The sequence below is a fragment of the Streptomyces sp. NPDC043427 genome, from assembly GCF_056436655.1.
The window spans coordinates 197,271-218,768 of sequence record NZ_JBWKCC010000007.1; the positions used below are offsets into that span (position 1 = coordinate 197,271).

21 protein-coding genes are annotated in these 21,498 nt (G+C 71.8%); 14 read left to right on the forward strand and 7 right to left on the reverse strand.

Going from position 1 to position 21,498, the window contains the following annotated elements; genetic code table 11:
• Window positions 1-120: 120 nt before the first annotated feature.
• From AC067M_RS15425 to AC067M_RS15435, 3 genes are all read left to right on the forward strand, one after another.
• A complete protein-coding gene (locus AC067M_RS15425) occupies window positions 121-1,305 on the forward strand; it encodes an AAA family ATPase (protein WP_478697492.1) in 1,185 nt (394 codons plus the stop codon).
• Window positions 1,302-1,628: a nucleotide pyrophosphohydrolase gene (locus AC067M_RS15430; protein WP_478697493.1), complete on the forward strand. Its 327-nt coding sequence runs from the start codon at window positions 1,302-1,304 to the stop codon at window positions 1,626-1,628. The genes AC067M_RS15425 and AC067M_RS15430 overlap by 4 nt, the downstream gene beginning before the upstream one ends.
• Before the next feature lie 183 nt (window positions 1,629-1,811).
• Complete coding sequence (locus tag AC067M_RS15435; protein WP_478697494.1) at window positions 1,812-2,273, forward strand: DUF6099 family protein; 462 nt, start codon at window positions 1,812-1,814, stop codon at window positions 2,271-2,273.
• Window positions 2,274-2,357: 84 nt separating this feature from the next.
• Here the strand turns inward: AC067M_RS15435 and AC067M_RS15440 are convergent, their stop codons facing one another.
• Window positions 2,358-2,540: a hypothetical protein gene (locus AC067M_RS15440; RefSeq protein ID WP_478697573.1), complete on the reverse strand. Its 183-nt coding sequence runs from the start codon at window positions 2,538-2,540 to the stop codon at window positions 2,358-2,360.
• A 241-nt stretch (window positions 2,541-2,781) separates the two neighbouring features.
• Between AC067M_RS15440 and AC067M_RS15445 the strand changes: the two genes are divergently transcribed.
• From AC067M_RS15445 to AC067M_RS15460, 4 genes are all read left to right on the forward strand, one after another.
• The gene (locus tag AC067M_RS15445) at window positions 2,782-3,705 is read left to right on the forward strand and encodes an LLM class F420-dependent oxidoreductase (protein WP_478697495.1); all 924 of its coding nucleotides are present in this window, start codon (window positions 2,782-2,784) and stop codon (window positions 3,703-3,705) included.
• 131 nt (window positions 3,706-3,836) lie between these two features.
• Window positions 3,837-4,739, forward strand: coding sequence for a DUF4232 domain-containing protein (locus tag AC067M_RS15450; RefSeq protein WP_478697496.1), 903 nt, complete (start codon window positions 3,837-3,839; stop codon window positions 4,737-4,739).
• A gap of 165 nt (window positions 4,740-4,904) precedes the next feature.
• Window positions 4,905-6,374: a 3' terminal RNA ribose 2'-O-methyltransferase Hen1 gene (locus AC067M_RS15455; RefSeq protein WP_478697497.1), complete on the forward strand. Its 1,470-nt coding sequence runs from the start codon at window positions 4,905-4,907 to the stop codon at window positions 6,372-6,374.
• Complete coding sequence (locus tag AC067M_RS15460; protein ID WP_478697498.1) at window positions 6,371-8,935, forward strand: polynucleotide kinase-phosphatase; 2,565 nt, start codon at window positions 6,371-6,373, stop codon at window positions 8,933-8,935. Before AC067M_RS15455 ends, AC067M_RS15460 begins: the two co-directional genes overlap by 4 nt.
• 28 nt (window positions 8,936-8,963) lie before the next feature.
• Here the strand turns inward: AC067M_RS15460 and AC067M_RS15465 are convergent, their stop codons facing one another.
• On the reverse strand, window positions 8,964-9,206 hold the full coding sequence (locus tag AC067M_RS15465; protein WP_478697499.1) for a hypothetical protein: 243 nt from the start codon (window positions 9,204-9,206) through the stop codon (window positions 8,964-8,966).
• Between the two features lie 100 nt (window positions 9,207-9,306).
• On the opposite strand from AC067M_RS15465, the gene AC067M_RS15470 reads away from it, so the two are divergent.
• Both AC067M_RS15470 and argF read left to right on the forward strand, forming a co-directional pair.
• A complete protein-coding gene (locus AC067M_RS15470; RefSeq protein WP_478697500.1) occupies window positions 9,307-10,530 on the forward strand; it encodes an arginine deiminase in 1,224 nt (407 codons plus the stop codon).
• An 82-nt stretch (window positions 10,531-10,612) separates the two neighbouring features.
• Entirely contained in the window at window positions 10,613-11,620 is a 1,008-nt protein-coding gene (argF, locus tag AC067M_RS15475; protein WP_478697501.1) for an ornithine carbamoyltransferase, read from the forward strand.
• A gap of 18 nt (window positions 11,621-11,638) precedes the next feature.
• On the opposite strand, the gene AC067M_RS15480 is transcribed toward argF, so the two are convergent.
• Window positions 11,639-12,091: an ATP-binding protein gene (locus AC067M_RS15480; RefSeq protein WP_478697502.1), complete on the reverse strand. Its 453-nt coding sequence runs from the start codon at window positions 12,089-12,091 to the stop codon at window positions 11,639-11,641.
• A gap of 296 nt (window positions 12,092-12,387) precedes the next feature.
• On the opposite strand from AC067M_RS15480, the gene AC067M_RS15485 reads away from it, so the two are divergent.
• Together AC067M_RS15485 and AC067M_RS15490 are read left to right on the forward strand one after the other, a co-directional pair.
• On the forward strand, window positions 12,388-13,215 hold the full coding sequence (locus AC067M_RS15485; RefSeq protein WP_478697503.1) for an enoyl-CoA hydratase family protein: 828 nt from the start codon (window positions 12,388-12,390) through the stop codon (window positions 13,213-13,215).
• Window positions 13,200-15,617 carry a bifunctional salicylyl-CoA 5-hydroxylase/oxidoreductase gene (locus AC067M_RS15490; protein WP_478697504.1) on the forward strand — a complete coding sequence of 806 codons (2,418 nt, stop codon included), beginning with the start codon at window positions 13,200-13,202 and terminating at the stop codon, window positions 15,615-15,617. Before AC067M_RS15485 ends, AC067M_RS15490 begins: the two co-directional genes overlap by 16 nt.
• Before the next feature lie 11 nt (window positions 15,618-15,628).
• Here AC067M_RS15490 and AC067M_RS15495 read toward each other — a convergent pair whose 3' ends face one another.
• Both AC067M_RS15495 and AC067M_RS15500 read right to left on the reverse strand, forming a co-directional pair.
• A complete protein-coding gene (locus AC067M_RS15495) occupies window positions 15,629-16,441 on the reverse strand; it encodes a PaaX family transcriptional regulator (RefSeq protein ID WP_478697505.1) in 813 nt (270 codons plus the stop codon).
• A 31-nt stretch (window positions 16,442-16,472) separates the two neighbouring features.
• Window positions 16,473-18,065, reverse strand: a complete 1,593-nt coding sequence (locus AC067M_RS15500; RefSeq protein ID WP_478697506.1) for an AMP-binding protein — start codon at window positions 18,063-18,065, stop codon at window positions 16,473-16,475.
• 184 nt (window positions 18,066-18,249) lie between these two features.
• Between AC067M_RS15500 and AC067M_RS15505 the strand changes: the two genes are divergently transcribed.
• Both AC067M_RS15505 and AC067M_RS15510 read left to right on the forward strand, forming a co-directional pair.
• Window positions 18,250-19,494 carry an acyl-CoA dehydrogenase family protein gene (locus tag AC067M_RS15505; RefSeq protein WP_478697507.1) on the forward strand — a complete coding sequence of 415 codons (1,245 nt, stop codon included), beginning with the start codon at window positions 18,250-18,252 and terminating at the stop codon, window positions 19,492-19,494.
• Window positions 19,491-19,892, forward strand: a complete 402-nt coding sequence (locus tag AC067M_RS15510) for a RidA family protein (RefSeq protein ID WP_478697570.1) — start codon at window positions 19,491-19,493, stop codon at window positions 19,890-19,892. The genes AC067M_RS15505 and AC067M_RS15510 overlap by 4 nt, the downstream gene beginning before the upstream one ends.
• A 28-nt stretch (window positions 19,893-19,920) precedes the next feature.
• Here the strand turns inward: AC067M_RS15510 and AC067M_RS15515 are convergent, their stop codons facing one another.
• A complete protein-coding gene (locus tag AC067M_RS15515; RefSeq protein WP_478697508.1) occupies window positions 19,921-20,115 on the reverse strand; it encodes a DUF5999 family protein in 195 nt (64 codons plus the stop codon).
• 235 nt (window positions 20,116-20,350) lie between these two features.
• Between AC067M_RS15515 and AC067M_RS15520 the strand changes: the two genes are divergently transcribed.
• Window positions 20,351-20,806 (forward strand): DUF6299 family protein, encoded by a 456-nt coding sequence (locus AC067M_RS15520; protein ID WP_478697509.1) that lies wholly within the window; start codon window positions 20,351-20,353, stop codon window positions 20,804-20,806.
• A gap of 71 nt (window positions 20,807-20,877) precedes the next feature.
• On the opposite strand, the gene AC067M_RS15525 is transcribed toward AC067M_RS15520, so the two are convergent.
• Window positions 20,878-21,456, reverse strand: coding sequence for a TetR/AcrR family transcriptional regulator (locus tag AC067M_RS15525; RefSeq protein ID WP_478697510.1), 579 nt, complete (start codon window positions 21,454-21,456; stop codon window positions 20,878-20,880).
• Between the last annotated feature and the right edge of the window lie 42 nt (window positions 21,457-21,498).

The window sequence follows — 21,498 nt, forward strand, 5'->3', positions numbered from 1 at the left end:
AACCGGTGTGCCGGGCAACGGGTCCGCCCATGTGTTCGGCAACCCGCGTGGTCGCTCGTTCGTGGGAACCGTGGCTGGGCGGAACGGTTCGGCCCTGGGGCGGCGGCCTACGGTCCGGGCATGGTCTCGCCGTCCACGTCCGTGCCCCCGTCCCCCTCGCCTTCGGTGCCCGCAGCGGTGGCCGAGGGGCACCCCGACCGGCCCCGGATCACCGAGCTGAGGCTGTCCGCCTTCGCCGGGCATCGGCGGGCCGGGTTTCCGTTGGGGCCGCTGACGCTGTTCGCCGGGCCGAGCGGCAGTGGCAAGACGAGCGCACTGCGGGCCTACGCGGCGCTGGCGCGGCTCGGCGGTGGGGCCGAGCTCGGGGAGACGTTCCCCGATCCGGTCGCCTGTGTCCCGGACCGGGCCCGGCCCGACGGACAGCGCCGACGCGGCTTCCGGATCGGCTGTACGGCCGACGGCCCCGAGGGGCCCGTCCGGCTGGACGTGGCCGTGCAGGCAGAGCCCCACCTGCGGCTCGCGGGCGAGCGGTTGACGGCCGACGGGCTGGTGCTGCTCGAGACCGCCCTGTGCGACCCGGGTCGGCGGGGCGTGCAGGCCGCCTGGTACACGGGCGGTTCGTCACCGGTGACCCGGGCAACCCTGCCCGACGACCGGCTCGGCACCGCGCTGCTCCCGTTACGCGTGGCCGGCCGCACCGGCGGACAGCGCCGGGTGCTCGCCGCCGCCGAACAGATGGTGGTCGCCCTGCGCTCCGTCTTCGCCTGCGACCCCCGCCCCGCCCGTATGCGCATCCCTGTCCCCACCGGCTCCGGACGCCTGCTCGGCGGCTGCGACAACCTCGCCGACGTCCTGTGGCGCACCCGCGCCGAGTGCGGCCGACGGTACGCCCAGCTCGTAGCCGCCGTACGGGCCGGCTGCACCGGAGAGATCGTCGACGTACACGCCGAACCCCTCGGCGACGGCAGGATCCGCGCACTGCTCGACCGGGGCGACGGCACGCGCACGGCGCTGGGACGGCTGGGCGACGGCGAACTGCGCTACGTCGCCCTCGCGCTGACCCTGCTCACCGGCCCGGGCGTGCTGGAGGTCGACCCGGCCGGCGAGGTGCCCGCCGCCCTGCAGACGCTCACCGTGCTCGCCGACGGCTTCGACCGGTGCCTGGACGTACGCCAGCGCGGCGAACTGCTGCGGCTCGCGGCACGGATGTGCGACCGCGGCCACATCCGCCTCGTCGGCGCGGTGAGCGACGCCTCCTGGGCCGCCGGGGCGGACGGCGTCACGGTGGTACACCTGAACCCGTGACAGAACACCGCGACGTGGCGAAGCTGCAACGCAGGCTGGCCGATTTCGCGGCCGCCCGCGACTGGCAGCCGTACCACACCCCCAAGAACCTCGTCGCCGCCCTCAGCGTGGAGGCGTCCGAACTCGTCGAGATCTTCCAGTGGCTGACGCCCGAGGAGTCGGCCCGCGTCATGGACGCCCCCGAGACCGCGCACCGGGTCACCGACGAGGTCGCGGACGTGCTCGCGTATCTGCTGCAACTGTGCACCGTGCTCGGCATCGATCCGCTGGCGGCACTGGACGCGAAGATCGACCGTAACGAGCGGAGGTTCCCGGCACCGTAGTGCGGGGGAGCCACCCGGTCCACTATCACGCTCCGTGTTCAAAAAGCCGACCGAAACCGATTTGTTGTCCGCAGATTTCCCCCTTCCTCTGGCTTTTTGTCCCACACGCCTTCACTCTGGGTAGTTGACAAGGGTGTTCGGGCGGACGTGCGAGAAGCGCGTCGGGACAGACGGGGGCGGCGCATGGACGCTGTGCGGCTCATTCTCACGAGCAGGCTCGCCCTCGCGGGCAGCCGGGACGTGCCGGAGATCTTGGCGGAGGTGTGGCAGGCGCAGGCCCTGGCACAGGCGATAGGCAGTCGGCTCGCGGTCTCCGGTCCGCCCGAACTGCGCGGCGAGGCACTGGGGTTGACCGAACTGGCGGGCAGAGGCTGCGGTGTGCTGGACGCGCCGGCCCTCGATCCCGGGGACTTGCGCGCCGCCCAGCTCACCGCCCTCGACGACGCCCGCCGAGCCCTCCTCGGCCTCGGCGGCCTCCTCGGCGAGGTCGGCATCGCCCTCGTCGGCGTCGCCAGCGCAGCGGACGACGAGGGCACGTACTGGCAGTGCATGGAGGCGATCGACGCGGCGGACGAGTCGCGGGACCGTGTCCTGGAGATGCTGCGCAAGCTGGCGGACCGGGATCAGGTACTGCCGGAGCGGTGAGGCCGGACCCGCTCGACCGGCCGTCACAGGGGGCTCTGCCCCCTGGACCCCCCGCTCCTCGAGAAACGCCGGAGGGGCTGTTTGCTACTCGCCCTCTTCACCGGGCGCCCGTCCCGATCCCCCGGCCGACTGCAGATCCGCGTCCAACGCCGACAGGTCCGCGTTCAGCGCCGCCATCAGCTCCTCCATCTGCTGCAGCAGTCCCCTCGGCTGCCCCGCCGGGCCCCCGCCCTGCTGTGGCACGGTCTCTTCGGACATCCCGGACATGTACGGCCTCCTCGGCCTGGCCCCTCCGTGGAGGCCGATGCGGGTGACGCCCCGGCGCTGACCAGCCGGGCGCGGGCGCCGGGCGGTCCGGCTCCGCCCGACCAACGATCACCGCCGAACCCGGTCACTGGCCCGGGGCACTGCCCGTGTGCCCGGTGGACCCGATTCACCCGACCGGGGAGCGCGGGGGCGCGGGGGACCGGTGGGGTTGACGCGAGGGACGGGATGCAGGATGGAAGGCATGGATCTGCGCATCTTCACCGAGCCCCAGCAGGGGGCCACCTACGACACCTTGCTCACCGTGGCCAAGGCCACCGAGGACCTCGGGTTCGACGCCTTCTTTCGCTCTGATCACTATCTGAAGATGGGCTCCGTGGACGGCCTCCCCGGCCCCACCGACGCCTGGATCACCCTGGCCGGCCTCGCCCGCGACACCCGGCGCATACGGCTCGGCACGCTGATGACCGCCGCCACCTTCCGGCTGCCCGGCGTGCTCGCCATCCAGGTCGCCGGCGTCGACCAGATGTCCGGCGGCCGGGTCGAACTCGGCCTGGGCGCTGGCTGGTTCGAGGAGGAGCACACCGCGTACGGCATACCGTTCCCCAAGGAGAAGTTCGCCCGCCTCGAAGAGCAGCTGGCGATCGTCACGGGGCTGTGGAAGACCGGGGCCGGCAAGACCTTCGACTTCCACGGCACGTACTACGACCTCACTGACTCGCCCGCGCTGCCCAAGCCCGCGCAGAAGAAGATCCCGGTCCTGATCGGCGGCCAGGGCGCGACCCGCACCCCACGGATCGCCGCCCGCTACGCCGACGAGTTCAACATGCCCTTCTGCTCCGTCGAGGACAGCGAGCGCCAGTTCGGTCGGGTCCGGGCGGCCGCCGAGGAGATCGGCCGCAGCGGCGACGAACTCGTCTACTCCAACGCCCTGGTGGCCTGCGTCGGCAAGGACGACCAGGAGGTCGCCCGCCGTGCCGCCGCCATCGGCCGCGAGGTCGACGAACTGAAGGCCAACGGTCTGGCCGGCACCCCCGCCGAGGTCGTCGAGAAGATCGGCCGGTACGCGGAGATCGGCTCCCGGCGGATCTACCTCCAGATCCTCGACCTGGACGACCTCGACCACCTGGAGCTGATCTCCGCCCAGGTCCAGTCGCAGCTGTCGTAGCACCGCGCCACGGGCGATTCCCGGTCGGTGGGGCCCCGCCGACCGGGAATCGCCCCCTCTGTGACAGGCCTGTGACCGGAACTATGGCCTCCGCCACAGTGGGAGGGGTCCCGCGCTGATGAGGTGGCCGGATGCGAAGAGCCACCCGCTTACTCCCCGCCCTCGCCGCCGTCCTGCTGGTCGCCGGATGCGGATCCGAAAACGCCGGTTCACCGAGTGCCGGAAGTGGAGGCAGCGGCGTGCCCGCCGGGCAGACGCCGGTCTCCGACCCGGGCAAGGACGGCGTGCGGATCGTCGCCCTGCGTATCCCGTCGCGCGCCGCCCCCGACTACGCGGTCTCCGCCGCCCCTGAGGTGTCCGCCACCTACGAGGTCAGCAACGACGGCGCCGAGGCGCGGACGTACAGCATCCTGTTCGACTTCATCTCCTCCAGCGGCGGGGTGATGACGAACAAGCGGGAGACCGTGCGCGATGTCGCCCCGGGCAAGACGGTGCGCCGGAGCGTCGACATGGGGTCGGTGATGTCGGGTGCGTCCTCCGTGACCCAGGTGAAGGTCTCCGAGGTCACCAGCGTCCCCGCCGACGAGGCGCCCGCCGACCCGGGCGCGTGCCCGTCCTCCGGGATCCGGGTCACGGCGGACCAGGGCGACGCGGCCATGGGGCTGCGGGTCGTGGGGCTGTGGCTGGAGAACTGCGGGACCCGCGCGTACAAGATCGAGGGTTATCCCGAACTGACGCTCCTCGACGAGGAGCACAAGCAGGTCGACGGAGTGAAGATCCTGCACGGCAGCGGCGGCATCGCAGCCGACCCCGGAGCCGACGCCCCGCCCCGGCTCGTCACCCTCAAGCCCGGCGAGCGCGCACGGTCCGTCATCCAGTGGCGCAACACCACCCAGTTCGGCACCCCGGTCAACGCCCCCTACGTCCGGGTCGTGGCGAAGCCCGGCGCCGCACCCGTGACGGTCACCCCGCACCTCGACCTCGGCACCACCGGGAAGCTGGGCGTGAGCCCCTGGAAGATCCCGGAGGAGTAGGCCCGAACAACGGGCTCGATTAAACGAAAGCGCCGGTCGGCCGGGGTGTGCGATCGTAGGACGAGTCGTCCTGCCGAGCCCCCAGGATCACCGTCCTGGGGGCTTTCGCGCGCACGGCACCAGCGAACTCGTCCACGACATCGACCCGCCGGAGGGGCCCTCCGCATGTTCCTGACCATCAGTACCGCCGGCACCCCCGAACGCCCCGCGACCGACCTCGGCTTCCTGCTGCACAAGCATCCCGAGAAGGCGCAGGCGTTCTCCACCTCCTACGGCAAGGCGCACGTCCTCTACCCAGAGGCGGACGCCGAGCGCTGCACGGCGGCGCTGCTGCTGGAGGTGGACGCGGTGGCACTGGTCCGGCGCGGCAAGGGCAAGGGCCGGGGCGGCGCCCCGGACGCGGCGCTCGCGCAGTACGTCAACGACCGCCCGTACGCCGCTTCCTCACTGCTCGCCGTCGCGCTGAGCGGCGTGTTCTCCAGCGCGATGCGGGGCGTGTGCAACGCCCGGCCCGAGCGCGCCGAGCAGCCGCTGCCGTTGCGCATCGAGGTGCCCGCGCTGCCCGCCCGGGGCGGCCCCGACCTCGTACGCAAGCTCTTCGAGCCGCTCGGCTGGGCGGTCACCGTCGAGCCCGTGGCGCTGGACGTCAAGTTCCCGGAGTGGGGCGAGTCCCGTTACGTACGCCTCGTCCTGGAGTCCGAGGACCTCACCCTCGCTGCCGCGCTGCGCCACCTCTACGTGCTGCTCCCCGTCCTGGACGACGCCAAGCACTACTGGGTCGCCCCCGACGAGGTCGACAAGCTGCTGCGTGCCGGTGAGGGCTGGCTGCCCGACCACCCGGAGCAGAAGCTGATCACCAGCCGGTATCTGTCCCGCCGCTGGTCGCTGACCCGGCAGGCCATGGAGCGGCTGGAACTGGTGCGGCTCGCGGAGGCGGACGACAGCGAGGTCGAGGAGATCGACAACGCGGTTGAGGCCGAGGCGGAGACCGAGGAGAAGCCCACCCCGCTCGCCGTGCAGCGCCGGGACGCGATCGTCGCCGCGCTGCACGCGTCCGGCGCCGCCCGGGTGCTCGACCTGGGCTGCGGACAGGGCCAGTTGGTGCAGGCGCTGCTGAAGGACGTCCGGTTCACCGAGATCGTCGGCGTGGACGTGTCGATGCGGGCGCTCACCATCGCCTCCCGGCGCCTGAAGCTGGACCGGATGGGCGAGCGGCAGGCCTCCCGCGTGAAGCTCATGCAGGGCTCGCTCGCCTACACCGACAACCGGCTCAAGGGCTACGACGCCGCCGTGCTCAGCGAGGTCATCGAGCACCTCGACCTGCCGCGGTTGCCCGCCCTGGAGTACGCGGTGTTCGGCTCGGCCCGCCCGCGCACGGTCCTCGTGACCACCCCGAACGTCGAGTACAACGTCCGCTGGGAGAGCCTCCCGGCCGGGCACGTCCGGCACGGTGACCACCGCTTCGAGTGGACACGCGAGGAGTTCCGCACCTGGGCCGAATCGGTGGCCGAACGGCACGGCTACGACGTGGAGTTCGTGCCGGTCGGACCGGACGACCCCGAGGTGGGCCCGCCCACGCAGATGGCCGTGTTCGCCATCAAGAACGTGAACGCGAAGGAGGCGAAGGCAGCATGACCGAGACTCACGTTTCCCAGAAGCAGGGGCGGATCCTCCCCGTCACCGACCTCTCCCTCGTCGTCCTCGTCGGCGCCTCCGGTTCGGGCAAGTCCACCTTCGCCCGCAAGCACTTCAAGCCCACCGAGGTCATCTCCTCGGACTTCTGCCGGGGCCTCGTCTCCGACGACGAGAACGACCAGAGCGCGACCCGGGACGCCTTCGACGTCCTGCACTACATCGCGGGCAAGCGTCTCGCGGCGGGCCGGCGCACGGTCGTCGACGCGACCAGCGTGCAGCAGGACGCCCGCCGACAGCTGATCGACCTGGCCAAACAGTACGACGTGCTGCCCATCGCCATCGTGCTCGACGTCCCGGAGGAGGTGTGCGCCGAGCGCAACGCGGCACGCGTCGACCGGGCCGACATGCCCCGCCGGGTCATCCAGCGCCACACCCGCGAACTGCGCCGCTCCCTCAGGCACCTGGAGCGCGAGGGCTTCCGCAAGGTCCACGTCCTGCGCGGTGTGGAGGATGTCGAGAACGCCACCGTCGTCACCGAGAAGCGCTTCAACGACCTGACCCACCTCACCGGCCCCTTCGACATCATCGGCGACATCCACGGCTGCGCCTCCGAGCTGGAGTCGCTGCTCGACAAGCTGGGCTACGTCGACGGCGTCCACCCGGACGGCCGCCAGGCCGTCTTCGTCGGCGACCTCGTCGACCGCGGCCCCGACAGCCCCGCCGTACTGCGCCGCGTGATGTCGATGGTCGGGTCGGGCGACGCGCTGTGCGTGCCCGGCAACCACGAGAACAAGTACGGGCGTTACCTGAAGGGCCGCAAGGTCCAGCACACGCACGGCCTCGCCGAGACCATCGAGCAGATGGAGGGCGAGAGCGAGGAGTTCAAGAAGCAGGTACGGGAGTTCATCGACGGGCTCGTCAGCCACTACGTCCTCGACGGCGGCCGACTGGTCGTCTGTCACGCCGGTCTGCCGGAGAAGTACCACGGCCGTACCTCGGGCCGGGTCCGCTCGCACGCCCTGTACGGCGACACCACCGGCGAGACCGACGAGTTCGGCCTGCCCGTGCGCTACCCGTGGGCCGAGGACTACCGGGGCAGGGCGGCCGTGGTCTACGGCCACACCCCGGTCCCGGAGGCCACCTGGCTCAACAACACGATCTGCCTGGACACCGGCGCCGTCTTCGGCGGCAAGCTGACCGCGCTGCGCTGGCCGGAGCGCGAACTGGTCGACGTACCGGCCGAGCAGGTGTGGTACGAGCCGACGAAGCCGTTGAAGGCGGAGGCGCCCGGCGGGCAGGACGGGCGGCCGCTGGATCTCGCGGACGTGCACGGCCGCCGGGTCGTCGAGACCCGGCACGCGGGCCGGGTGTCGGTCCGGGAGGAGAACGCGGCCGCGGCCCTGGAGGTCATGAGCCGTTTCGCGGTGGACCCGCGGCTGCTGCCGTACCTGCCGCCGACCATGGCGCCGACCGCCACCTCGCGTGTCGACGGCTACCTGGAGCACCCGGAGGAGGCGTTCGCGCAGTACAAGGAGGACGGCGTCGAGCGGGTCGTGTGCGAGGAGAAGCACATGGGCTCGCGGGCGGTCGCCCTGGTCTGCCGGGACGCGGAGGCCGCCCGCAAGCGCTTCGGCGTGGAGGGCCCCACGGCGCCCACCGGGTCCATCTACACGCGCACGGGCCGTCCGTTCTTCGACGACGAGGCGGTGACGGAGCTGATCCTCGGCCGCCTGCGGGCGGCGATCGGCGAGGCCGGCCTCTGGGACGAACTCGACACGGACTGGCTGCTGCTCGACGCCGAGCTGATGCCGTGGTCGCTGAAGGCCTCCGGGCTGCTGCGCTCGCAGTACGCGGCGGTGGGCGCCGCGTCCGGAGCGGTGTTCCCCGGCGCGCTGGCCGCGCTGGAGGGCGCCGCTGCCCGCGGCGTCGAGGTGTCCGACCTGCTGGCCCGCCAGCGCGAACGGGCGTCGGACGCTGCCGCGTTCACGGAGGCGTACCGGCGCTACTGCTGGACCACGGACGGCCTGGACGGCGTCCGCCTGGCCCCGTTCCAGATACTCGCCGTCCAGGGCCGCAGCCTCGCCGCCCTGCCCCACGACGAGCAGCTCGCCCTGCTCGACCGGCTGGTGGAGCACGACGCGAGCGGCCTGCTCCAGACAACCCGGCGCCTGTACGTCGACACCGGCGATCCGGAGTCGGTGCGGGCGGGCGTCGACTGGTGGCTGGAGATGACCGGCCGGGGCGGCGAGGGCATGGTCGTCAAGCCACTTGGCGCGCTGGTCCGCAGCAGCGAGCACGGCCGTCTGGTCCAGCCCGGCATCAAGTGCCGGGGCCGCGAGTACCTGAGGATCATCTACGGTCCGGAATACACCCGCCCCGACAACCTGGCTCGCCTGCGCCGGCGCTTCCTGAACCACAAGCGCTCCCTGGCGATCCGCGAGTACGCGCTCGGACTGGAGGCCCTGGACCGGCTGGCCGAGGGCGAGCCGCTGTGGCGGGTGCACGAGGCGGTGTTCGGCGTACTGGCCCTGGAGTCGGAGCCGGTGGACCCCCGCCTGTGAGCAGATGAGATCGCCGCCCGGGTGGACGTCAGCCGATGTCCGCCCAGGGGCGCGCGGTCCCGTCGGCCACGGCCCGCGGGGCCCGGCCGGTGCGCTCCCGTCGACCCGTGCGGCGGACCAGCTCGAGCAACGGCTGGGTGAGGACCGTGGTGGTCAGCGCCATGAAGACCAGCACCGAGTAGAGCTGCGTGCTCACCAGCCCTGCCTCCAGTCCCGCGTTGAGCGCGATGAGTTCGGTGAGACCCCGGGTGCTCATCAGGATCCCGACCACACGCGCGTCCTCCTTCTTGTCGTCGGTGAGACGAAAACAAGCTGTCCCGGAACCCTCCGTGCAGTGGGTGAAGAGGCCGCCCTGTGGTCAGGATGGAGGCATGGGATTCCAAGTCGACTCCGAGGCCGGGCGGCTGCGCCGCGTCATCCTGCACCGGCCCGATCTCGAGCTCAAGAGGCTCACCCCGAGCAACAAGTTCTCCCTGCTCTTCGACGACGTGCTGTGGGTGCGCCGGGCGCGCGCCGAGCACGACGGGTTCGCCGACGTGCTGCGCGACCGCGGTGTCGCCGTCCATCTCTTCGGGGACCTGCTCGCCGAGGCCCTGGAGATCCCGGAGGCCAGATCGCTCGTCCTGGACCGGATCTTCGACGAGAAGGAGTACGGGCCGCTCGCCACCGACCACCTCAGAGCCGCCTTCGAGGAGATGCCCGCGCCCGAGCTGGCCGACAGTCTCGTCGGCGGGATGACCAAGCGGGAGTTCCTCGACGCGCACGCGGAGCCGACCTCCGTCCGGTTCCACGTGATGGAGCTCGACGACTTCCTGCTCGCCCCCCTGCCCAACCACCTCTTCACCCGGGACACCTCCGCCTGGATCTACGACGGCGTCTCCATCAACGCCATGCGCTGGCCGGCCCGGCAGCGCGAGACCGTGCACTTCGAGGCGATCTACCGGCACCATCCGCTGTTCCGCGAGGAAACGTTCAACGTGTGGTCGAGGGGGCAGGCCGACTACCCCTCCACCATCGAGGGCGGGGACCTGCTGGTGATCGGCAACGGGGCGGTCCTGATCGGCATGAGCGAGCGCACCACGCCCCAGGCCGTGGAGATGATCGCCCACAAGCTGTTCGCGGCGGGCTCCGCGCAGACGATCGTGGCGCTGGACATGCCGAAGGCGCGCGCCTTCATGCACCTCGACACCGTGATGACCATGGTCGACGGCGACACCTTCACCCAGTACGCCGGGCTCGGCATGCTCCGCTCGTACACCATCGAACCGGGCGCCGGCGACAAGGAACTGAAGGTCACCGACCACCCGCCGGAGCACATGCACCGCGCGATCGCCGCCGCCCTCGGGCTGAGCGAGATCCGGGTGCTGACCGCGACCCAGGACGTGCACGCGGCCGAGCGCGAGCAGTGGGACGACGGCTGCAACGTCCTGGCCGTCGAGCCGGGCGTCGTCATTGCCTACGAACGCAACTCCACGACCAACACCCATCTGCGCAAGCAGGGTATCGAGGTGATCGAGATCCCCGGCAGCGAACTGGGGCGGGGGAGGGGAGGGCCGCGCTGCATGAGCTGTCCGGTGGTACGGGATCCCGTATAGCGAGACCGTGCCTGTATATAAATGCTGAGTATCGTATAGAGTTCCAAGGTCTTTGTTCCTGCCGTAACCCTGGAGCGCCCCCATGGCGACAGTCCCGACCGCCCTCGCCGGCCGCCACTTCCTCAAGGAACTCGACTTCTCGGGCGAGGAGTTCCGCGGTCTGATCGAGCTGGCCGCCGAGCTGAAGGCCGCCAAGAAGGCCGGGACGGAGACGCCGTACCTGCGGGGGAAGAACATCGCGCTGATCTTCGAGAAGACCTCGACACGCACCCGCTGCGCCTTCGAGGTCGCCGCCGCCGACCAGGGCGCCTCGACGACCTACCTCGACCCCTCCGGCTCGCAGATCGGGCACAAGGAGTCCGTGCGGGACACCGCGCGGGTGCTCGGCCGGATGTACGACGGGATCGAGTACCGCGGGGACAGTCAGGCCAACGTCGAGGAACTCGCCGCCTTCGCGGGTGTGCCCGTCTACAACGGTCTCACCGACGACTGGCACCCCACCCAGATGCTCGCCGACGTGCTCACCATGACCGAGCACTGCGCCAAGCCCCTTGCGGAGATCACCTTCGCCTACCTCGGCGACGCCCGCTTCAACATGGGCAACTCCTACCTGGTCACCGGCGCTCTGCTCGGCATGGACGTCCGGATCGCCGCCCCGCGTGAGTACTGGCCCGCCGAGGACGTCGTCGCCGACGCCCGCAAGCTCGCCGAGGGCAGCGGTGCCCGCATCACCCTCACCGAGGACGTGAGCGAGGGCGTCCTGGGTGCCGACTTCGTCGCCACCGACGTGTGGGTCTCCATGGGCGAGCCCAAGGAGGTCTGGGCCGAGCGCATCGGCGCCCTGGCGCCGTACGCCGTGACCATGGACGTCCTGCGCGCCACCGGCAACCCGGACGTGAAGTTCCTGCACTGTCTTCCGGCCTTCCACGACCTCGGCACCAAGGTCGGGCGGGAGATCCACGAGACCTACGGCCTGGACTCCCTGGAGGTGACCGACGAGGTCTTCGAGTCGGCCCACTCCGTCGTCTTCGACGAGGCCGAGAACCGCCTGCACACCATCAAGGCGGTCCTGGTCGCGACCCTCGCCTGACGGACTCCGGCGGGCCGGCTACGGGTGGCGCCGCTGATGCGGCACCATAGGCAGCCTGAACCACACCGCCTTGCCCGTCTCCGTGGGCCGGTGGCCGCAGGACGAGCTGAGGGCGCGGATCAGCAGCAGGCCGCGCCCGTGCTCCTGCCAGGGGTCGGGCGGTCCGCCGTGCGGGCGGGTGAGATCGCCGGGCGGCGCCGGGTCCGGATCGTGCACCTCGACCTGGCAGCCGGTCGGCAGCAGCTCCACCACGAGCTCTATGGGGGACTGGCCGGCCGTGTGCTCCACGGCGTTCGCCACCAGCTCCGCGGTGAGCAGCTCCGCGGTGTCGCTGTCGGCCCCGTGCTCCAGCTCCGCCAGCGCCGTACGGACCAGAGCGCGCGCCACCGGGACCGCCGCGGCGGAGTGGGGCAGCGCGATGCGCCAGGAGGCGGGGGCGGAGGGGCGTTCTTGCAAGGCGGGTCCGTTCATGGCGCAGGCTGTCCTGCTTTCAACTTTATGAATGGTACGGCGCAACCGGCCGACTGACTCGGTCGGCGCCGTCCCGGAATCCCTCGACCCCGGTACCGGCGGCTTACCCACGGCAACGATCCGCCGCTCACGAGCGCTCCCGCTGTTACCGCCCTGTCGCCGATCTGACGGGGTTCGGCCACATCGTGACGACGCTATCGCGCAGTCGTGACGACAGTCACAGAGGAGTGATAACTTCGTGGGACAGAGCTCCTGTGAGGCAGTGCCCGCGCCACCGTCCGAGGAGGCCGCACGTCATGAGTCCCTTCACCGGCTCCGCCCCCCACACCTCCGACTGGCACCATCTGCGCGTCGAGCACACCGACGGCGTCGCCACCGTCACCCTGGCCCGCCCGGACAAGCTCAACGCGCTCACCTTCGGCGCCTACGCCGACCTGCGCGACCTGCTCGCCGAGCTGTCCCGCGAACGGTCGGTACGCGCCTTGGTGCTGGCCGGCGAGGGGCGCGGCTTCTGCTCCGGCGGTGACGTCGACGAGATCATCGGCGCGACCCTGTCCATGGACACCGCCCAGCTCCTCGACTTCAACCGGATGACCGGGCAGGTCGTACGGGCCGTACGGGAATGCCCGTTCCCGGTGATCGCCGCCGTCCACGGCGTCGCGGCCGGCGCGGGAGCCGTCCTCGCCCTCGCCGCCGACTTCCGCGTAGCCGACCCCACCGCCCGCTTCGCCTTCCTCTTCACCCGCGTAGGCCTCTCCGGCGGCGACATGGGCGCGGCCTACCTCCTGCCCCGAGTGGTCGGCCTCGGCCACGCCACCCGCCTCCTCATGCTGGGCGACCCGGTACGGGCCCCCGAGGCCGAGCGCATCGGCCTGATCAGCGAACTGACGAAGGAGGGCCAAGCCGACGAGGCCGCCCACCGACTGGCCCACCGCCTGGCCGAGGGCCCGGCTTTGGCATACGCCCAGACGAAGGCCCTGCTCACGGCGGAACTGGACATGCCGCTGGCGGCGGCGGTCGAGCTGGACGCCGCCACCCAGGCCCTGCTGATGAACGGTGACGACTACGCGGAGTTCCACGCGGCGTTCACCGAGAAGCGCCCTCCCAAATGGAGCGGACGGTGACTGCATCCACCTCAGGGGCGCGGGGAACTGCGCGACCAGCCACATCCGGCCCGCAGTCGCCCGACAGGACCAGCTACCCCCAACGGATAGCGATCATCGGCGGCGGCCCCGGCGGCCTCTACACCGCCGCCCTCCTCAAACGCCTCGACCCCACCCGCGAAATCACCGTCTGGGAACGCAACGCCCCCGACACAACCTTCGGCTTCGGAGTAGTCCTCTCCGACGAAACCCTGGGCGGCATCGAACATGCCGACCCAGTGGTCTACCAGGCCCTCCAACAGGACTTCATCCGCTGGGACGACATCCAGATCACCCACCGCAACACCCGCCACACCTCCGGAGGACACCGCTTCGCGGCCCTCGGCAGGCAACGCCTCCTGGAGATCCTCCACGACCGCTGCCGCTCCCTCGGCGTAGAGCTGCGCTTCTCCACGGAAGCGCCCTACCCCGCATGGCTGGCGGAGACGTACGACCTCGTCATCGCGGCGGACGGCGTGCACAGCTCCACCCGCGAAGCCTTCGCCGAGGTCTTCCGGCCGCGGATCACCACCCACCGCTGCCGCTACATCTGGCTCGCCGCCGACTTCGCCTTCGACGCCTTCCGCTTCGAGATCGCCGAGACCGAGCACGGCGTGATGCAACTGCACGGCTACCCCTACGCCCGCCCGTCGCCCGACCACCACCCCTCGACGCGGGCCTCCGGTCCACCGAATCAATGCGGCGCCTCCACCGTGATCGTCGAGATGCGCGAGGAGGTGTGGCGGGCGGCCGGGTTCGACGCGATGGACGAGCGCGAGTCGGTCGAACGATGCGCCAAGATCTTCACCGACGCCCTCGGCGGCCGCCCTCTGAAGTCCAACAACTCCGTCTGGACCACCTTCCGCACGGTCGTCAACGAGCGCTGGTCGCACGGAAACGTCGTCCTCCTCGGCGACGCCGCCCACACCGCCCACTTCTCCATCGGCTCCGGCACCAAGCTCGCCGTCGAGGACGCCCTCGCACTGGCGGCCTGTCTGGACGAACAGCCCACTGTGGCCGAGGCGTTGACGGCCTACGAGCAGGAGCGCAAGCCGGTCGTCGCCTCCACCCAGCGGGCCGCCCACGCCAGCCTGGAGTGGTTCGAGAACGTCGGCCTGTACCTGCGCCAGCCGCCCCGCCAGTTCGCCTTCAACCTGCTCACCCGCAGCCGACGCGTCACCCACGACAACCTCCGGCTGCGCGACGCCCACTTCACCTCCGCCGTGGAGCGCTCCTTCGGCTGCCCGCCCGGCACGCCTCCCATGTTCACCCCGTTCCGGCTGCGCGGCCTGACCCTGCGCAACCGGGTCGTCGTCTCACCCATGGACATGTACGAGGCCACCGACGGCGTCCCCGGCGACTTCCACCTCGTCCACCTGGGCGCCCGGGCGCTCGGCGGCGCCGGTCTGGTGATGACCGAGATGGTGTGCGTGAGCGAGCAGGGCCGCATCACCCCCGGCTGCACCGGCCTCTACACCGGCCGCCAGGCCGAGGCGTGGCGCCGGATCATCCGCTTCGTGCACGACCGGGCGCCGGGCACCGCGATCGGCGTGCAGCTCGGCCACTCCGGCCGCAAGGGCTCGACGAGGCTGATGTGGGAGGGCATCGACGAGCCGCTCCCCGAGGGAAACTGGCCGCTGGTGGCCGCCTCCCCACTGCCGTACAAGCCGGGCAGCCAGGTCCCCCGACAGCTCTCCCGGGCCCAACTCACCGACATCCGCGAGCAGTTCACGTCCGCAGCCTGGCGGGCCGCACGGGTCGGCTTCGACCTGCTCGAACTGCACTGCGCCCACGGCTACTTGCTGTCCGGTTTCCTCTCCCCACTGACCAACCGACGGACCGATGCCTACGGCGGCTCACTGGAGAAACGGCTGCGCTTCCCGCTGGAGGTCTTCGACTCCGTGCGCGCGGTGTGGCCCGAGGAGCGGCCGCTGACCGTGCGCATCTCCGCCACCGACTGGGCCGAGGGCGGCACCACCGCCGAGGAGGCCGTCGAGATGGCCCGCGCCTTCGCCGCGCACGGCGCCGACGCCATCGACGTGTCGACCGGGCAGGTGGTGTCCGAGGAGCGGCCGGAGTTCGGGCGGTCGTACCAGACGCCGTTCGCCGACCGCATCCGGCACGAGGTGGGCATCCCGGTGATCGCGGTCGGCGCGATCTCATCCTGGGACGACGTCAACTCGCTGATCCTGGCCGGGCGTACGGACCTGTGCGCACTCGCCCGCCCGCACCTCTACGACCCGCACTGGACCCTGCACGCGGCCGCCGAGCAGGGCTACGACGGACCGGGCGTCGCCTGGCCCGCGCCGTACCGGGCGGGCAGCAGGCCACCGCAGACGGGCCGGACGGACGCACCCAAGCCCCGGCTGGAACTGGGGAGTTGACGCACCGCCGCTCACCCTTCGACGAAGACCGCCCCCGCGTCCCTGAGTCGCTCGTGCAGCCTCAGGAACACCGCCGCCGAGCGCACGCCCGGCCAGTTCGCGGGGAGCAGCCGGGCGGGCAGACCGGGGTCGGCGTAGGGCAGGTGGCGCCAGGAGTCCAGGGCGAGGAGGTAGTCGTGGTACGCCTCCTCGGGCGGGGTGTCCGGCCGCCGCTCCCAGGTGTGCAGCACGCGCGCGTGGCGGTCGAGGAACGCCTCGTGCTCCTTGGCGATCGCCGCCAGGTCCCACCACCGGGCGACCGACTCGGCGGTCGGCGCGAAGCCGAGGTGCTCGCCCCGGAACAGGTCGACGTACGGGTTCAGGCGCAGCCGCTGGAGGGTGTGCCGGGTCTCCTCGTACAGGCGGGCCGGGGCGATCCACACGCCGGGCGCCGCCGTACCGAAGCCGAGACCAGCCAGGCGTGAGCGCAGCACGTGCCGCTTCTGCCGCTCCGACTCCGGTACCGAGAACACCGCGAGGACCCAGCCCTCGTCCTCCGACGGCGCCGTGGCGTAGATGCGCCGGTCCCCGTCGTCGAGCATCTGCCGCGCTTCCTCGGACAGCTCGTACCCGGCCGCGCCCTGCGCGGTGCGGGCCGGCAGCAGCAGGCCGCGCCGCTTCAGCCGGGACACCGAGGAGCGTACGGAGGGCGCGTCCACGCCGACCGCCGCGAGCAGCCGGATCAGCTCGGCGACGGGCACCGGGCCGGGCATGAAGCGGCCGTAGGCGCCGTAGAGCGTGACGATCAGAGACCGTGGAGCATGCTGGTCGGACACGTTGATCATCTTAGGTCGTCGGCATCACTGCTGGTCACCGTCACCGCTGGTCACCTCCGGTCCGCAGACGGAACCGCTGGAGCTTCCCGGTCGCCGTGCGCGGCAGTGCGTCCAGGAAGACGATCTCCCGCGGACACTTGTACGGCGCCAGCTCGCCCTTGACGAAGGCCCGCAGCGCCTCCGCGTCCCTCGCCGCGCCCTCCCTGAGGACGGCGAACGCCACCACCACATGCCCGCGCGCCTCGTCGGGCCGCCCGACCACCGCCGCCTCGACCACGTCCGGATGCCGCAGCAGTGCCTCCTCGACCTCCGGCCCGGCGATGTTGTACCCGGCGGAGATGATCATGTCGTCGGCGCGGGCGACATAGCGGAAGTAGCCGTCGCCGTCACGGACGTAGGTGTCGCCGGTGATGTTCCAGCCGCCGCGCACGTACTCCCCCTGCCGCGGGTCGGCGAGATACCGGCATCCGACCGGCCCGCGCACGGCGAGCAGCCCCGGCTCGCCGTCGGGTTTCTCCCGCCCCTCCTCGTCGACCACGCGCGCGTGCCACCCCGGTACGGGGAGCCCGGTCGTGCCGGGTCTGATGTGCTCGTCGGCGGCGGAGATGAAGATGTGCAGCAGCTCGGTGGCCCCGATGCCGTTGATGATCGGCAGCCCGGTCCGCTCCCGCCAGGCCCGCCAGGTGACGGCGGGCAGGTTCTCCCCGGCGGATACGCACCGGCGCAGGGACGACAGGTCGTGCGAGTCGAGCCCGTCCAGCATCGCCCGGTAGGCGGTGGGGGCAGTGAACAGCACGGAGACGCGGTGCGCGGCGACCGCGGGCAACAGCTGCCGGGGGCCCGCCTCCTCCAGCAGCAGCGCACTGGCGCCGGCCCGCAGCGGGAAGACGACCAGCCCGCCCAGGCCGAAGGTGAAGCCGAGCGGGGGGCTGCCCGCGAACACGTCGTCGGGTCGGGGGCGCAGGACGTGACGCGAGAAGGTGTCGGCGATCGCCAGCACGTCCCGATGGAAGTGCATGCACCCCTTCGGACGCCCGGTGGTCCCCGACGTGAACGCGATCAGCGCCACGTCGTCGGCCGCGGTGTCCACGGCCCGGTACGGCGTCCCGGGCGCCGGACGGCTCAGCAGGTCGTCCGGGGCGTCCCCGCCGTACGTCGTGATCCGCAGGCCCGGGATCTCCGCCTTGGCGAGGTCGTCGACGGCCCGGATGTCGCACAGCGCGTGCCGCACGTGCGCGATCTCGCACATCGTCGTCAGCTCCTGCGGACGCTGCTGGGCCAGCACGGTGACGGCGACCGCGCCCGCCTTCAGCACCGCCAGCCAGCAGGCGGCCAGCCACGGGGAGGTGGGGCCGCGCAGCAGCACCCGGTTGCCGGGGACGATGCCCAGGTCCCCGGTGAGGAGGTGCGCGAGCCGGTCGACGTGGGCGCGCAGCTCGCCGTACGTCCAGGTCGTGGCGGCCGTACGGAACGCCACGCGGTCCGGGTCGGCGTGATGGTCGAGGAGCTCGGCGGCGCAGTTGAGCCGTGCGGGGTAGCGCAGCTCCGGCAGGTCGTAGCGCAGCTCGGGCCACTGCTCTGGTGGCGGGAGGTGGTCGCGCGCGAAGGTGTCGACGTGGGCCGAGACGTTCATGGCGGTTCGCCCCCTGGGTCGTGGTGGGCTCGCGCGGTCGGGGTGGGGCGGTCTCGTGGTGCCGGACCCGTTTTCTCGTGCTGGGCTCGCGCACCGAGCGTATCGCGTTGGTGACGACAGTCAACGGGGCGCGATATCGTCGAGGTGTGGCTGCCCGTACGGCCGCAGGGAGAGAGGACCGGCGATGCCCGCATTCTCGCTCGAACCGGAACGGATCGCCTGGGGCGCACAGCTGCGCACGCTGGCGTCCGACCGGCTGCGCCCGCTCGCGGAGAAGGGTGAACCCGGCCGCGTCAACCGCCCGCTCGTCGCCGAACTGGGCCGACTGGGCCTGCTGTCCCGCCTGTTCACCTCCGGCGCCGTGGACCTCTGCCTGATGCGCGAGTCCCTCGCCTACGCCTGTACGGAGGCCGAGACCGCCCTCGCCCTCCAGGGCCTGGGCGCCCACCCCGTCCACGCCCACGGCACCCCGGCCCAGCGCGACCGCTGGCTCCCCCACCTTCACGACGGCACAGCAGTGGCCGCGTTCGCACTGAGCGAGCCGGGGGCGGGGTCGGACGCGGCAGCACTGCGGCTACGGGCGGAGCGGGCGGACGGGTGCCCGGGGGGCGCGGGAGTGGTGAACAGCGCGGGGCCGCGCCTGTCACCGGGGGTGCGAAGCGCCGGCCTGCGGTCAACCGCTCCCGCCCCCGCCGCCGAGCCCGACGGCCCCCGGCGCTGGCGGTTGACCGGGGAGAAGCGCTGGATCTCGAACGCTCCCGAGGCCGACTTCTACACCGTCTTCGCACGGACCACCCCCGGGGCCGGCGCCCGGGGCGTCACCGCGTTCCTGGTGCCCGCAGACCGGCCCGGCCTCACCGGAAACGGCCTGGACATGCTCTCCCCGCACCCGATCGGCGCCCTGGACTTCGACGCCGTCCCGGTCACGGCGGACGACGTGCTGGGCGACGTCGACCGCGGGTTCCGGGTCGCCATGGGCACCCTCAACCTCTTCCGGCCCAGCGTCGGCGCCTTCGCCGTCGGCATGGCGCAGGCGGCGCTGGACGCGACCCTCGCCCACACCGCACGACGCGACGCCTTCGAAGGCAAGTTGCGGGACCTCCAGACGGTCGCCCACCAGGTCGCCGAGATGGCGCTGCGGACAGAGGCGGCGCGGCTGATGGTGTACGCGGCGGCGACGGCGTACGACACCGGCGACCCGGACGTCCCCCGCCGCTCCGCGATGGCGAAACTCCTCGCCACCGAGACCGCCCAGTACGTCGTCGACACGGCCGTCCAACTCCACGGCGCGAGGGCACTGCAACGCGGCCACGTCCTGGAACACCTCTACCGGGAGGTGCGCGCGCCGCGCATCTACGAGGGGGCGAGCGAGGTGCAGCGGGGCATCATCGCGAAGGAGCTGTACAAGGCGTGGGAGGCCACCCTGTGACCGCCGAACGCGTCAACCCGCCGGAGCTGTCGCCGCCCACCGGCTTCTCCCACGCGGTCGTCGCCACCGGCTCCCGCGTGGTCTTCCTGGCGGGCCAGACCGCACTGGACGGCGACGGCAAGGTCGTGGGGGAGTCGCTGCCGGAGCAGTTCGAGCGAGCGCTCACCAACCTGCTGACCGCTCTGACGGCCGCCGGCGGCACCCCTTCCGACCTCGCCCGCGTCACCGTCTACACCACGGACGTCGCCGCGTACCGCGCCCACGCCCCCCGACTCGGCCGTGTGTGGCGGAGGTTGGCGGGCCGGGACTACCCGGCGATGGCGGTCGTCGGGATCGTACGCCTGTGGGACGAGCAGGCACTCGTCGAACTCGACGGGTTCGCGGTGCTGGGGGACTGACCGGGCCGTGATCCAGGGCGCCGGCCGATCAGGCCGCCGCGGCCAGCCGCTCGACCGGCACCCGGTGCGGTGCGACGACCCGGCCGTCGGGCAGCAGCTCACCGGTGTCGTCGAAGGCGATGGTGCCGTCGCACAGGAGGTTCCACCCCTGCTCGGGGTGGCCGGCGACGACGTGCGGGGCGTAGGCGTCGGCCGAGGGGCACGAGGGCTGGTGGGAACACATGACGCACCTCCACGTCGATGGGGCCGGACGGCCGTAGGAGTCCGTATCCCTGTGAACAGACCATCCTCCTGTCGCGAAGCCCTTGGAACGGCCGGACGCCAAGCGTGACAACACCAGGACAACTCCACGACCGTTCCACGACGGCCGTGCCGGACTCGCCACCGAAGGATGACGATCACGGCTGTCGGCGCACGCGCCCGGTACCAGTGGAACCCCCATCACAGGAGGTCTCCCCATGTCATTGCGCCCCCTGCGCTCCCCACGGTCCGCCCTCGCCGCGGCCGCCGGTGCCGCCCTGCTCCTGCTCGCCGTCCCCGCCCCCGCCGCGGCCTCCTACGAGACCGGCACCCTGACCGTCGACCCCACCGGCACCCTCGCAGCTGACGGCACCGTCACCCTCTCCGGCACCTACCGCTGCCTCGGCAACACGGGCACCGTGTTCATCAGTTCCTCCGTGTCCCAGGCCTCCCCGGACATCCGCTACGGCATCGGCGGCAGCCGTGCGGTGTGCGACGGCGCGGAACACCGCTGGCAGAACACCGGCCGCCCCTCACTCGCCTCGGCCGACACCCTCAAGCCCGGCTCGGCCCGGGTGTACGCCAGGACCCTGGAACTCCACCCCGTGGGCGGCCTTCCGCTGCCCCTCCTCCATGCGGCCCATGAGCAGGCTGTCACGCTGACCGCGGTCTGATCCCCCAGACCACACCCCCACACCCCCCGCGCCCCTCCCGAAGGGGCGCGGTTCCGCTTCCCTGCGCCCCCTCAGACTTCCCCCTCCTTCCCCGGGCGCAGACCGTCGAGCGCCGCCCGCAGGATCGGCTCGACGTAACCCGCGTCGCCGTGAATCGTGGCGATGGCGATGATCATGTCGCAGATCTGCTCCAGGGTGAGGTCGCCGCGGACCTCGTGAGCCTCCTGCGCGGCGACGAGGAGCGGTCCGCCGGCGGCCAGTACCCGGGAGCGATTCCGGCTGAAGACGGAGTCGTCGCTGTCGGAGTGCACCAGCAGCTCGGAGGCGATGTCCTGCTTGCTGGTGAAGTAGGCGAAGAACCGGTGCAGCCAGGCCGTGAACACCGCTCCCGGCGTCTCGCCACCGACGGTCGCCGCCGCCTCGCAGAGGGCGTTGACCTCATCGACGTAGAGGGCCTCCAGAAGCTCTCGGCGGCCGGGGAAGTTGCGGTAGAGCGTCGCCATGCCGACCCCGGCCCGGCGCGAGATCTCGGCCATCGACACCTGGGCGCCGAGTTCGGCGAACGCGGCGCGGGCGGCCGCGAGGATCTTCTCGCGATTGCGCTCGGCGTCGGCACGCCTGGTCGGTGAAGGCTGCTGGTCCGAGGTCATGACTTCCTAAATGGATAGGTTATCCGGTACGTTCAAGTGGAC